This is a genomic window from Nocardioides daeguensis (genome assembly GCF_019192965.1).
GTDB classification, from domain to species: Bacteria; Actinomycetota; Actinomycetes; order Propionibacteriales; family Nocardioidaceae; genus Nocardioides; species Nocardioides daeguensis.
This window is the reverse complement of the sequence record NZ_JAHTKU010000002.1, coordinates 1-12,388: the sequence shown is the minus strand read 5'-3', so window position 1 is coordinate 12,388 and position 12,388 is coordinate 1. Positions and strand designations below refer to the sequence as shown.

The 12,388-nt window shown below is 72.8% G+C and carries 12 protein-coding genes; 11 read left to right on the top strand and 1 reads right to left on the bottom strand.

What is annotated here, in order from left to right:
• Positions 1-10 precede the first annotated feature (10 nt).
• From murD to KU893_RS01155, 5 genes are read left to right on the top strand one after another with little or no spacing between them, the layout of a single operon-like run.
• Positions 11-1,489, top strand: coding sequence for a UDP-N-acetylmuramoyl-L-alanine--D-glutamate ligase (gene murD, locus KU893_RS01175; protein WP_218232487.1), 1,479 nt, complete (start codon positions 11-13; stop codon positions 1,487-1,489).
• A 53-nt stretch (positions 1,490-1,542) separates the two neighbouring features.
• A complete protein-coding gene (gene ftsW, locus KU893_RS01170) occupies positions 1,543-2,772 on the top strand; it encodes a putative lipid II flippase FtsW (RefSeq protein ID WP_218232486.1) in 1,230 nt (409 codons plus the stop codon).
• A 25-nt stretch (positions 2,773-2,797) separates the two neighbouring features.
• A complete protein-coding gene (murG, locus tag KU893_RS01165; protein WP_218232485.1) occupies positions 2,798-3,892 on the top strand; it encodes an undecaprenyldiphospho-muramoylpentapeptide beta-N-acetylglucosaminyltransferase in 1,095 nt (364 codons plus the stop codon).
• Positions 3,889-5,268, top strand: a complete 1,380-nt coding sequence (gene murC, locus KU893_RS01160; protein ID WP_218232484.1) for a UDP-N-acetylmuramate--L-alanine ligase — start codon at positions 3,889-3,891, stop codon at positions 5,266-5,268. The genes murG and murC overlap by 4 nt, the downstream gene beginning before the upstream one ends.
• Positions 5,255-6,007, top strand: a complete 753-nt coding sequence (locus tag KU893_RS01155; RefSeq protein WP_218232483.1) for a cell division protein FtsQ/DivIB — start codon at positions 5,255-5,257, stop codon at positions 6,005-6,007. Before murC ends, KU893_RS01155 begins: the two co-directional genes overlap by 14 nt.
• On the opposite strand, the gene KU893_RS01150 is transcribed toward KU893_RS01155, so the two are convergent.
• On the bottom strand, positions 5,968-6,960 hold the full coding sequence (locus KU893_RS01150; protein WP_218232482.1) for a phosphatase PAP2 family protein: 993 nt from the start codon (positions 6,958-6,960) through the stop codon (positions 5,968-5,970). The genes KU893_RS01155 and KU893_RS01150 overlap by 40 nt on opposite strands.
• 291 nt (positions 6,961-7,251) lie before the next feature.
• On the opposite strand from KU893_RS01150, the gene ftsZ reads away from it, so the two are divergent.
• The 6 genes from ftsZ (at position 7,252) to KU893_RS01120 (ending at position 12,290) form a co-directional block, all read left to right on the top strand.
• Entirely contained in the window at positions 7,252-8,445 is a 1,194-nt protein-coding gene (gene ftsZ, locus KU893_RS01145; protein WP_218232481.1) for a cell division protein FtsZ, read from the top strand.
• A 3-nt stretch (positions 8,446-8,448) separates the two neighbouring features.
• Positions 8,449-9,156, top strand: a complete 708-nt coding sequence (locus KU893_RS01140) for a purine nucleoside phosphorylase YfiH/LACC1 family protein (RefSeq protein WP_218232480.1) — start codon at positions 8,449-8,451, stop codon at positions 9,154-9,156.
• Positions 9,153-9,851, top strand: coding sequence for a YggS family pyridoxal phosphate-dependent enzyme (locus tag KU893_RS01135; protein ID WP_218232479.1), 699 nt, complete (start codon positions 9,153-9,155; stop codon positions 9,849-9,851). Before KU893_RS01140 ends, KU893_RS01135 begins: the two co-directional genes overlap by 4 nt.
• Before the next feature lie 61 nt (positions 9,852-9,912).
• Positions 9,913-10,422: a cell division protein SepF gene (locus KU893_RS01130; RefSeq protein ID WP_218232478.1), complete on the top strand. Its 510-nt coding sequence runs from the start codon at positions 9,913-9,915 to the stop codon at positions 10,420-10,422.
• Between the two features lie 654 nt (positions 10,423-11,076).
• The gene (locus tag KU893_RS01125) at positions 11,077-11,370 is read left to right on the top strand and encodes a YggT family protein (protein WP_218232477.1); all 294 of its coding nucleotides are present in this window, start codon (positions 11,077-11,079) and stop codon (positions 11,368-11,370) included.
• A gap of 140 nt (positions 11,371-11,510) precedes the next feature.
• Positions 11,511-12,290 (top strand): DivIVA domain-containing protein, encoded by a 780-nt coding sequence (locus KU893_RS01120; protein WP_218232476.1) that lies wholly within the window; start codon positions 11,511-11,513, stop codon positions 12,288-12,290.
• Positions 12,291-12,388: the final 98 nt, after the last annotated feature.

The window sequence follows — 12,388 nt, the reverse complement described above, 5'->3', positions numbered from 1 at the left end:
CACCCCGCTGATGCCTGAACGTCCTGACGTCTCCACCCTCGGCCGCACCGACTCCTGGGAGGGCGTCCGCGCCGTCGTCGCCGGCTTCGGCACCAGCGGTGCCGCGGCCGTCGACAACCTGCTCCACCTCGGCGCTTCCGTGCACGCCGTCGCCGAGTCCGTGAACCCGAAGCACCTCGAGCGCGCCGAGCTGCTCGAGGTGCTCGGCGCCCGGATCGAGGTCCACGAGGGCGCGACCGCGACGCTGCCCGACGAGACCGACCTCCTCGTCGTCTCGCCCGGCTTCCGCCCCGACGCCCCGATCATCACGGCCGCACGCGAGCGGGGTGTCCCCGTCTGGGGCGAGGTCGAGCTGGCCTGGCGACTGCGCGACCCCGAGAACCCCGCGCCCTGGCTGTGCGTGACCGGCACCAACGGCAAGACGACCACCGTGCAGATGCTCGACAGCATCCTGCGCGCGGCCGGCCTGCGCAGCGTCGCCGCCGGCAACGTCGGCCTGCCGTTGACCGAGGCGGTCATGGACCCCGAGCCGTACGACGTGATCGCGGTCGAGCTGTCCAGCTTCCAGCTCCACTACACCGCCTCGATGTCGGCGGAGAGCGCCGTCGTGCTCAACATCGCCGAGGACCACCTCGACTGGTACACCGGGCCGACCGGGATGGACGACTACGCCCGCGACAAGGGCCGGATCTACGAGAACGTCCAGCGCGCCTGCGTCTACAACGTCGCCGACCCCGCCACCGAGGAGCTGGTCCGCGACGCCGACGTGATGGAGGGCGCACGGGCCATCGGGTTCACCCTCGGCACCCCGGCGGCCGGGATGCTCGGCGTGGTCGAGGACATCCTCGTCGACCGGGCCTTCATCGAGGAGCGCGCCACCAGCGCCGCCGAGCTGTGCACCCTCGACGACCTCGCCTCGAGGGCCCCGCACTTCGTGGCCAACGCCCTCGCCGCCGCAGCCCTCGCGCGGGCCCACGGCATCAGCCGGTCCGCCGTACGCGACGGGCTGCGGGCCTTCCGTCCCGACGGGCACCGGATCGCCGTGGTGGCCGAGCACGACGGTCTCACCTGGGTCGACGACTCCAAGGCCACCAACCCGCACGCCGCGGCCTCCTCACTGGTCGCGTTCGAGCCGGTCGTGTGGGTCGCCGGGGGTCTCGCGAAGGGCGCCGCCTTCGACGACCTGGTCCGCTCGGTCGGCGGGCGGCTGCGCGCCGCCGTGCTCATCGGCCGTGACCGGCAGGTGATCGCCGACGCGCTTTCGCGACACGCACCCGATGTGCCGGTGATCGAGGTGGACACCCCTGAGACTGGAGCCGTCGGAGAGCTCGACCTGATGAGGCGCGTCGTCGCCGCGGCAGCCGAGGCCGCCCAACCGGGCGACACCGTGCTGCTGGCGCCGGGATGTGCCTCGATGGACCAGTTCACCGACTACGCCGCGCGGGGCGACGCCTTCGCCGCGGCCGTGCAGGACCACGTCAGGGGCTGACCAGCAGCACAGCAGGAGCAAGGGGGAGCGACATCACCACCGCCCACTCTCCCATGACCCAGCCCGAGCGCATCCGCTTCGGCATCCTCCGTGCCCGGACCCGGCGACCGGGCTGGCTCAGCGCCCTCAAGGACGCGCTCGAGCGCCCGCTGACGACCTACTACCTGCTCCTCGGCGCCACCGCGCTGTTGCTGGTGATCGGCCTGATCATGGTGCTCAGCGCCTCGAGCGTGCGCGCCTACCGCGAGACCGGCGACTCCTACACGATCGTGCGCCGCCAGATGATGTGGGTGCTGATCGGCGTCCCGTGCGCGTTCATCGCCTCGCGCGTCTCCGAGCGCTGGGTCCGCAGACTGTCCTACCCGGCCTTCGGTGTGTCCCTCACCCTGCTCCTGGTCACCGCGTTCGCGGGCAAGGAGGTCGGCGGCAACACGAACTGGCTGGTGCTCGGCCCGGTCCAGATCCAGCCGTCCGAGATCGCCAAGCTCTCGTTGATCATCTGGGCGAGCAACATCTACGCCAACAAGGAGCGCCGCCTCGGCAACCTCCACCAGATGCTGGTGCCCGTGGTGCCCGGCATGGTGCTGGCGACCGGGCTCGTCGTCCTCGGCAGGGACCTCGGCACGGCGCTCGTCTTCTTCGCCCTGCTGGTCGCGATGCTGTGGGTCGTCGGCGCCCCGGGCCGCCTGTTCGGGATGGTGTTCGCCGTGGTCACCGTCGCTGCGCTCGGCCTGGCCGCGACCTCGCCCACCCGCCTGGCGCGCATCGCCAACTTCGCCGACCCGTTCAAGGACTACCACGGCACCGGCTGGCAGCCGGCCCACGGCCTGTACGCCATGGCCAGCGGCGGCGTCCTCGGTGAGGGGATCGGCGCCAGCCAGCAGAAGTGGGGCCAGCTGCCCGAGGCCCACACCGACTTCATCTTCGCCGTGCTCGGCGAGGAGCTCGGCCTGGTCGGCACCCTGCTGGTGATCGGACTGTTCCTCGTCCTCGCCTACGCCGGCGTGCGGGTCGCCCGCGAGACCAAGCAGCCGTTCGTGCGCTACTGCACCTTCGGCATCGTGGTCTGGCTGCTGGGTCAGATGATCATCAACGTCGGCATGGTGCTGGCCCTGCTCCCCGTCATCGGCATCCCGCTTCCCCTCGTGTCGTACGGCGGCTCGAGCCTGCTGCCGACGCTGAGCGCGCTCGGCCTGGTCATCGGCTTCGCCCGGCGCGAGCCTGCCGCCGCCCGGGCGCTCGCCCAGCGGCGCCGGGCGCGTTCGGCCGGTCTGAGCGCCTGACCCGGCGCGCGATAGGTTCAGCCGCGTGAGGATTCTTCTGGCCGGCGGGGGGACGGCGGGGCACACCTCGCCGTTGCTCGCGACCGCGGACGCCCTGCGCCGTCTCGACCCGGACGCCGAGATCACCTGCCTCGGCACACCGCGCGGCCTGGAGAACAAGGTCGTGCCCGCGGCCGGGTACCCGCTGCGGCTGGTGCCGCCCGTCCCGCTGCCTCGCAAGCCCGGCAAGGACCTCGCTCTGGTCCCGAACCGGCTGCGGGCCGCAGTCAAGGCCGCGCTCGAGGTGGTCGACGAGGTCCGCCCCGACGTGATCGTCGGCTACGGCGGCTACGTCTCGATGCCGGCCTACATCGCGGCGCGCCGCCGCCGGCTGCCGCTCGTGGTGCACGAGCAGAACGCCCTGCCCGGCATCGCCAACAAGGTGGGTGCGCGGATCGCCGACCGGGTCGCGGTCAGCTTCCCGGACACGCCGCTGCGCCACGCGGAGTACGTCGGCCTCCCGATCCGCCGGATGATCTCCACCCTCGACCGGCCCGCCCTGCGGGCCGAGGCCCGTGCGTTCTTCGGGCTCGACCCGGCACTGCCGACCCTCGTCGTCACGGGCGGCTCCCAGGGCGCGCGCCGCCTCAACCAGGCGGTCAGCGGCGCCGCGGCAGCGCTCGGCGCGGCCGGGGTCCAGGTGCTCCACGTGATCGGCCCCAACGGCGCGAGCGACCCGAGCTGGAGCGATCCGGTCCCGACCGGCGTCCCGTACGTCGTCGTGCCGTTCGTCGAGCGGATGGACCTGGCGCTCGCGGCCGCCGACGTGATGGTCTGCCGCTCGGGCGCGTCCAGCGTCGTCGAGGCCGCGGCCACCGGCGTCCCGGCGATCTTCGTACCGCTGCCGATCGGCAACGGCGAGCAGGCGCTCAACGCACGGCCGGTCGTTGACGCCGGGGGAGCGCTGCTGGTGGAGGACGCCTCCTTCACCGCCGACTACGTCGCCGACACGGTGCCCGCGCTGGCCACCGACCCGGAGCGGCTGGCCCGGATGGGTGCAGCGGCCTCGGGCCTGGTCCCGCGCGACGCCGACGACCGGTTGGCGCGGATCATTCGCGACGTGGCCGGAGCCGCCAGGTGAAGATCCCCGTCCCCGACGAGATCCTGCCCGCCGACCGGCTCGGTCGCGTCCACTTCATCGGCATCGGTGGTGCCGGTCTGTCCGGCATCGCCCGGCTGATGCACCAGGCGGGCGTGGCGGTCAGCGGCAGCGACGCCAGTGACTCGGCGGTCGTCTCGGCGCTGCGAGCCGAGGGCATCACCGTCCACGTCGGCCACGACGCCGCCCACCTCGACGGCGTCGACACCGTCGTGGCCACCACCGCCGTCCGCGAGGACAACCCCGAGGTCGTCGCCGCGCTCGAGCGCGGCCTGCGGCTGTGGCCGCGCTCGGCCGGCCTGCAGTCGGTGCTGCTCGACAAGGACGTCGTCGCCATCGCGGGCACCCACGGCAAGACCACGACCACGGCGATGACGGTGATGGCGCTGCGCGCGGCCGGCGTCGACCTCACCTTCGCCATCGGCGCGGAGGTCGAGGCGCTCGGCACCAACGCCCGCCTCGGCACCAGCCCGGTCGCGGTCGTCGAGGCCGACGAGTCCGACGGCGCCTTCCTCGTCTACACCCCGCGGATCGGCGTGATCACCAACGTCGACGCCGACCACCTCGACCACTGGGGCACCGAGCAGGCCTACGAGGCCGCCTTCGCCGAGTTCGCGCGCCGGGCAGGGGTGACCCTCGCCGATCGGGCCGATCTCGCCACCCGCACCGTCGGCTTCTCCGACGATGCCCGGCTGCGCGGCCATGACCTCGTGATCGAGGCAGGTCGCACCCGCTTCCGGGTGTCGAGCGACGGCACCGACCTCGGCACCGTCGAGCTCGCCGTGCCCGGTCGCCACTACGCCCAGGACGCCCTGCTCGCCCTGGCCGCCGGCCTCGAGCTCGGCCTCGACCCGGCCGCGCTGGTCCGCGGCCTCGCGCAGCACCAGGGCGCCAAGCGCCGCATGGAGCTCGTCGGCGAGGCCGCCGGCGTGCGCGTCTACGACTCCTACGCCCATCACCCCAGCGAGATCCGCGGCGACCTCGAGGCCGCCCGCTCGTTGGTGGGGCCGGACGGGCGGCTCGTCGTGTGCTTCCAGCCGCACCTCGTCTCCCGCACCCGGATCTTCGGCGAGGAGATGGGCCGCGAGCTCGGGGCCGCCGACGACGTCGTCGTGATGGACGTGTACGTCGCCCGGGAGGACCCCGACCCCGACGTGACCGGCGCGCGGGTGGCCGAGGCAGTGCCGCTTCCCGGCGACCGGGTGCGGTTCGTGCCCGACCGGGCGGGCGTCGTACCCGCACTGGTGGAGCTGGCCCGGCCCGGCGACCTCGTCCTCACCCTCGGGGCGGGCGACGTGACCGCGCTCGCGCCCCAGGTGCTCGCCGCCCTCGCGGAGCGGGGCGATGGCGAGGGGTAGCGGCCGCGGGGCGGGCGCGCGCAGCCCGCAGGACCGGACGCGTCGCGCCTTCGCCCGACGCCAGCGCGCCCGCCGGTGGCTGACCTGGCGCTACGTCCTGGCCGCGGTGCTGCTCGTCGCCGCGGTGGGCTTCGGCGTCTACGCGCTCTACTTCTCCGCCTGGCTGCGCGCCGACGCCGTCCAGGTGGTCGGCAACGCCCAGCTGTCCGAGAAGCAGGTGCTCACGACCGCCGACGTCCCCCTCGGGGGGCCGCTCGCGACCGTCGACCTGCACGCCATCGAGGTCCGCCTCAAGTCCCTCGCAACGGTCAAGACGGTCGACGTCTCCCGGACCTGGCCCCACGACGTACGCATCGAGATCGTCGAGCGCACTCCGGTCGCGGTCCTCGACCGCGGGGACCGGCTCACCAACCTCGACGCGTCCGGCGTCGCCTTCGGCCGGCTCGCCAAGGCTCCCGCCGGGCTGCCGCGGGTCAAGGTCGGTGCGGGTGCCGACAGCGACGCTCTCGCCGAGGGTGCCGCCGTCGTGGTCGCCCTCGACTCCGCCGTCGCCGAGCTCGTCGACTTCGTCGAGGTCCGCACCGTCGACGAGATCGACCTCCACCTGCGCGACGGCCGGCTGGTGCGCTGGGGGAGCGCGGAGCAGGCCGACGACAAGGCTGCCGTGCTGCTCGAGCTGCTGAACCGCGAGGCCCAGGTCTACGACGTCTCGGTCCCCGGGGCCCCGACCACCCGCTGAGGCGTCTGCGGTGGTGCCGGCCGCCGCCGGCGCTCGGCCAGGGACCAGCCGACCAGGACGACGGCGACGCACAGACCGCCGGCGATCACGTCGACGACGTAGTGCTCGGCGTAGTAGACGAGCATGAACGACATCGCGACCGGGTACAGCGCCATCGGCCAGCGCCACCGCACCGGCAGCCTCGGGATCGCCCAGGCGGCGACCAGGATCGCGATGCCGGCGTGCAGGGACGGCATCGCGGCGACCTGGTTGCCCACCGCCGAGATGCTCTGGTGGGTGCCTCCGCCGCCGCTGCTGCCGCTGTGGCCGAGGTCCCACCAGCCGCGTCCGGTGATCCGCGAGATGTCGTCGGTGAGGTAGCCGTCGCGCGAGGCCATCCACGGCGGCGCCATCGGGTAGGCGATGTAGATGGCCAGGGCGAGGAAGCTCAGCGACAGGTAGCGCCGCATGTAGCGCACCCACTCCGGCCGGTCGCGCATCCACAGGACCGTGGCGATCGTGAGCGCCACGAAGAAGTGCGAGTAGTAGACGGTCGTGAGCACCACGTCGTACCAGGCGGGCGCGGAGGCGCGCAGGCACGGGTCCCCGCACAGGTGCGCCTGCAGCCACTCGGTCGGCAGGGTGCCGCCGAAGAGCCAGCGGTCGGCCTCGATCGGTGCGGTCACGTGCACCGAGCCGAGCCCCAGGTCGTCGGAGATCCCCCGGCTGTAGAGGTAGACCAGGAGCAGCGCGACAGCGGGCGCCCAGTCCCTGAGGAAGGCGCGGTGCTCGCGAACCGGCTTGCGCACGTCCCAGGCGATGGTGAGCAGCCACAGCCACAGGATCGCGACCCACGACTGCTTCGGCAGCCCGACCACGGCGACGTACGCGGCCAGGGCGCCGACGTAGGCCACCAGTGCGACGACGCGCGCCGCGAGCGACGAGTGCCGCGCCGTGTCTGTTGCTTCGCTCACGCTCCCACCTCCACGTCGCAGGCTAGTCGGGTGTCCCGACATTCGGGGGCGGGCCGGCGCGAGGCGCGCTCGGCGGTGGACTTTCCGGGACCGGTGCGGCGTGTCGGCGCGCTGGTGCGCCGGACCGTCCCTAGGGTCGTGACCACGACGAGGTTGACATAACTATAACCCTCAGGTTGAGGGTAAGGGTTGTGGCGACACGCCGGCTGGCCACGGGGAAGCGGTCCGGCCGCCGACGTCGGTGAACGGACACATACGAACTCATCGCAACACCGGAGAGGTGGAGCCACCGTGGCAGCAGCACAGAACTATCTGGCCATCATCAAGGTCGTCGGCATCGGAGGCGGCGGCGTCAACGCCGTCAACCGGATGATCGACGTCGGCCTCAAGGGCGTCGAGTTCATCGCGATCAACACCGACGCACAGGCGCTGCTGATGAGCGACGCCGACGTGAAGCTCGACATCGGACGCGAGCTGACCCGCGGTCTCGGCGCGGGCGCCAACCCCGACGTGGGCGGCAAGGCCGCCGAGGACCACGCGGAGGAGATCGAGGAGGTGCTCAAGGGTGCCGACATGGTCTTCGTGACCGCGGGCGAGGGCGGCGGCACCGGCACCGGCGGTGCGCCGGTCGTGGCCCGGATCGCCCGCTCGCTCGGCGCGCTGACCATCGGTGTGGTGACCCGTCCGTTCACCTTCGAGGGCGCCCGCCGCAAGAAGTCCGCCGACGAGGGCATCGAGCGTCTCCGCGAGGAGGTCGACACCCTCATCGTGATCCCGAACGACCGGCTGCTGCAGATTTCCGACCGCAACGTGTCGATGCTCGACGCGTTCAAGCAGGCCGACCAGGTGCTGCTGCAGGGCGTCTCCGGCATCACCGACCTGATCACGACGCCGGGCCTGATCAACGTCGACTTCGCCGACGTCAAGGCGGTCATGAGCAACGCCGGCTCCGCCCTCATGGGCATCGGCTCGGCCCGCGGCGAGGACCGGGCGCTGGCCGCGGCCGAGATGGCGATCAGCAGCCCGCTGCTCGAGGCCTCGATCGACGGCGCCCACGGCGTCCTGCTCTCCATCGCCGGTGGCTCCGACCTCGGCATCTTCGAGATCAACGAGGCCGCCGCGATGGTCGCCGACGCGGTGCACGCCGACGCCAACATCATCTTCGGCACGATCATCGACGACGCCCTCGGCGACGAGGTCCGGGTGACCGTCATCGCCGCCGGCTTCGACGGTGGCCTGCCGAAGCGTCGCGACGAGTCCGCCGTACGCCGCCCGGCCCAGCAGGCGCCGGCCACGCCGGCCCCCACGCGCGCGGCCCCCGCCCAGCAGGCCCAGCCCGCCCAGTCCGCCCAGTCCGCACCGACCCGTGAGGCCGCCGCTCCCGCGACGCCCGCCGAGCCGCAGCCGGTCGGTGCCCGCACCACGCCGGCGCCGATGCAGTTCGACGACGGCGACGACCTGGACGTGCCCGACTTCTTGAAGTGAGCCGTGTTCGCCTTTCGTGAGTCCATCGACCTCGACCCGGCCCCCGCTGACGCGGGCCGGGTCGAGGTCGCGTTCACCGACGCCTCGCTCGACCTCGGTGAGACCGACGGCACCGACGGCACCGGCGGGATCGACGGCGCGCTCGCCGCGTTGCAGGAGGAGGCCGGCGTCCCGTTCGCGCGGCTGCACCAGGTCCACGGCGACGTCGTGGTCGTCGTCGACGCTGCGGACGGCCCCGCCCCGACCGCCGACGGCCAGGTCACCGCACGCCGCGGGCTCGGGCTGATGGTCCGCGTCGCCGACTGCGTCCCCGTCGTGCTCGGCGACCCGGTCGTCGGCGTCGTCGGTGCCGCCCACGCGGGCCGACGCGGAGTCCAGCTCGACGTCGTCACCCGGACCGTCGAGCGGATGCGTGAGCTCGGTGCCCGCGACATCCGTGCCTGGATCGGTCCCCACGTCTGCGGCCGGTGCTACGAGGTGCCCGCCGACTTGCGCGACGAGGTGGCGGCCACCGTCCCCGCGACGTACGCCGAGACGAGCTGGGGCACGCCCGCGCTCGACCTGGGCGCCGGCGTCGCCGCTCAGCTCGCCGCCGCGGGCGTCCCGGCGAGCGTCGTCCCCGGCTGCACGCGCGAGGACGCCTCCTTCCACTCCTACCGACGCGACGGCGCGGCCGCCGGACGCTTCGCCGGGTTGGTGTGGCTGCGATGACCCGCCTCGACGAGCTGCGCACCAACCTGAGGGCCGTCCACGACCGGATCGCGCGCGCCGCCGCCGACGCCGGCCGCGCCGCCGACGACGTCTCCCTGGTCGTGGTCACCAAGTACTTCCCGGCCTCCGACGTTCGCCTGCTGGCCGGGCTCGGCGTCACCGACGTGGGGGAGAACCGCCACCAGGAGGCGGAGGCCAAGGCCGCCGAGTGCGCCGACCTCGACCTGCGCTGGCACTTCATCGGCGGTCTGCAGTCCAACAAGGCCGCCGCCGTCGCCCGGTACGCCGACGTCGTCGAGTCCGTCGACCGCCCGGCCCTCGTGCCGCGGCTCGCCCGCGGTGCCGCCGACGCCGGCCGGGTCGTCGACGTCCTGCTCCAGGTCAGCCTCGACCCGCCCGGGCGCGACCAGCGCTCCGGCGCCGACCCGGCCACCCTGGCCGCCCTGGCAGACGAGGTCGCCCGCACCCCGGAGCTTCGGCTGCGGGGCCTGATGGTCGTCGCGCCGCTCGGCGACGACCCCGCCCTGGCCTTCGCCCGGCTGGCCGGGATCCGTGCCGACTTCCTCGCCCGCCACCCCGACGCGACCCTGCTCTCGGCCGGGATGAGCGGTGACCTGGAGGCGGCGATCACCGTCGGCGCGACACACGTACGCATAGGCTCCGCGGTCCTCGGTTCGAGGGTGGGAGTCCAGTAATGTCCACAACACCACCAGACGTTCCCGGTACCCGGGGACGCGGATCACGGAGGCAACAGTCATGAGCGGTGCGATGCGCAGGATCGGTGAGTACCTCGGCCTGCTGGAGGACACCGGCTATGACGAGTACGACGACGAGGTGACCGAGCCGGCCCGCCCGCGTGAGACGCGGGAGTCCCGGCAGGAGCGCGCCGTCCGCGCCGTACCGTCGGGCAACGTCTCGGGCAGTGTCGCCGACCTCGAGGAGCGTCGCCGTCCCGTCGCGGTCGCGGCGCAGCCGGTCGTGGCGGAGCTGTCCCGGATCACGACCATCCACCCCACGACGTACAACGAGGCGCGCTCGATCGGCGAGGAGTACCGCGAGGGCATCCCGGTGATCATGAACCTCACCGAGATGGACGACGCCGACGCCAAGCGCCTGGTCGACTTCGCTGCCGGCCTGATCTTCGCGACCCGTGGCAGCATCGAGCGGGTCACCAACAAGGTCTTCCTGCTGTCCCCGGCGAACGTGACCGTCGCGGCCGAGGACAAGCAGGCCATCGCGGCCGACGGCTTCTTCAACCAGAGCTGAGCCGGATGGCGCGAGCGTGTCGGCGCTTCGCTTGACACGCTGCCGCGCGCGCAGTCGAGTCGGTGGGTGGTTGCCTTCGCGTGGCGGCAAGACGGTCGGCTCGCGGAAAGACCGTCCTCGGTCGCTCCGGTCGCTCCTTCGTCGCTCTCTACGCTCCGTCGGCCGGTCTTCCTGCGACGACCGACGGCCGTGGTGGCGGGCGCGAGCGTGTCTGCGCTTCGCTTGACACGCTGCCGCGCGCGCAGTCGAGTCGGTGGGTGGTTGCCTTCGCGTGGCGGCAAGACGGTCGGCTCGCGGAAAGGCCGTCCTCGGTCGCTCCGGTCGCTCCTTCGTCGCTCTCTACGCTCCGTCGGCCGGTCTTCCCGCGACGACCGGCGGCCGTGGTGACGGGCGCGAGCGTGTCGGCGCTTCGCTTGACACGCTGCCGCGCGCGCAGTCGAGTCGGTGGGTGGTTGCCTTCGCGTGGCGGCAAGACGGTCGGCTCGAGGAAAGAGGCCTCCCTCCACCTCCGGTCGCTCGCTCCTCGCTCCGACGGCTCCGGCCCGCAGCGTTTCGCGCTGGCCGACGGTGTTGGCGGTGGTGGGCTGCGGTGGTGGGCTGCGGTGGTGGGCGGGCGCGGGCGCTGCGCTGGTGGGCGGGCGATAGGTTGACGTCGTGACGATCGTCGGCTGGATCATCGAGGGCGTGCTGTTCGCCTTCATCGGCTTCCTCTGGGTGCGCTTCATCACCGACTGGGTGCAGGTGTTCGCGCGTGCCTGGGAGCCGCGCGGACCGGTGCTGGTCTTCCTCGAGCTGGCCTACACCGTCACCGACCCGCCCCTCAACGGGCTGCGGCGGGTGATCAAGCCGATCCGGATCGGCAACTTCGCCCTGGATCTCAGCTTCATCCTCGTGATGATCCTTGCCTACGTCCTGCTCGAGGTGAACCGCCGCAACCTGCTCCTGTGATACTGCTGTGACGCCAGTGATCATCCGGACGCTGGCGCGGGACCGAGTCACGCACGGGCCGCGGATGCCGCCTTCGCCCGTGCAGGCGCTATGGTTCGTGAAGACATACCGTCGAGATTCTTCGTTAGATAGGTGAGGTCATGCCCCTGACGCCTGAGGACGTGAGCAACAAGCGCTTTACGCCGGTTCGGCTGCGCGAGGGCTACGACATGGGCGAGGTCGACCAGTTCTTGGACGAGGTCGAGGCTGAGCTCGCTCGGCTGACCCAGGAGAACGACGACCTCCGCGCCAAGCTCGCGGCTGCGCAGGCCGGCTCGTCGTCGGCGACGTTCGACGCTCCGACCCAGCTGGCGCCGGTGCCCGAGATCCTGCCCGAGCCCCCGGCTCCGGTCGCGGCTCCTGCCCCCGTCGAGCCCGTCGTGGCGGCCCCCGTCCCGGCGCCCGCTGCCACCGGCGGCGTCGAGACCATCCGGGTCGAGACCGTCCCCGAGGCGTCCAACGCCGCGGCGCGTCTCCTCGAGATCGCCACGCGCAACGCCGACGAGCTCGTCGAGGACGCCAAGAACGAGGCCGACAAGATCGTCGGCGAGGCCCGGACCAAGTCCGACCGCCTCGCCTCCGAGGCCAAGATCAAGGCCGACCGCCTCGAGTCCGACGCCCGGACCCGTGCCGAGATGCTCGACGCCGAGACCGCCGAGCGTCGTACCCAGCTCTTCGGCGACCTCGAGAAGGAGCGCGACAAGCTCTCCGCCGAGGTCGAGACGCTGCGCTCGTTCGAGCGTGAGTACCGCTCGCGTCTCAAGAGCTACTTCACCCAGCAGCTCGAGTCGCTGCAGGCACCGGGCGACACCTTGGCGCCCGTCGAGGAGACCCCGGCCCCCAAGCGGCTGCGCTCCATCCTTGGCGAGGAAGAGGCCTGAGCCGCCTGGCTCGACCTTCCTGACAGCTCGACCGGACCGGGGGGGGGCGCCCCGCGGGGCGCCCCGGGGGCGGGGGCCGCCCGCGCCCGCCCCCCCGC

What these genes read in the sequence shown, in the direction of transcription:
- murD (WP_218232487.1), top strand. Translation starts at nt 11, where the DNA reads ATGCCTGAACGTCCTGACGTCTCCACCCTCGGCCGCACCGACTCCTGG.
- ftsW (WP_218232486.1), top strand. Translation starts at nt 1,543, where the DNA reads ATGACCCAGCCCGAGCGCATCCGCTTCGGCATCCTCCGTGCCCGGACC.
- KU893_RS01155 (WP_218232483.1), top strand. Translation starts at nt 5,255, where the DNA reads ATGGCGAGGGGTAGCGGCCGCGGGGCGGGCGCGCGCAGCCCGCAGGAC.
- KU893_RS01135 (WP_218232479.1), top strand. Translation starts at nt 9,153, where the DNA reads ATGACCCGCCTCGACGAGCTGCGCACCAACCTGAGGGCCGTCCACGAC.
- KU893_RS01130 (WP_218232478.1), top strand. Translation starts at nt 9,913, where the DNA reads ATGAGCGGTGCGATGCGCAGGATCGGTGAGTACCTCGGCCTGCTGGAG.
- KU893_RS01120 (WP_218232476.1), top strand. Translation starts at nt 11,511, where the DNA reads ATGCCCCTGACGCCTGAGGACGTGAGCAACAAGCGCTTTACGCCGGTT.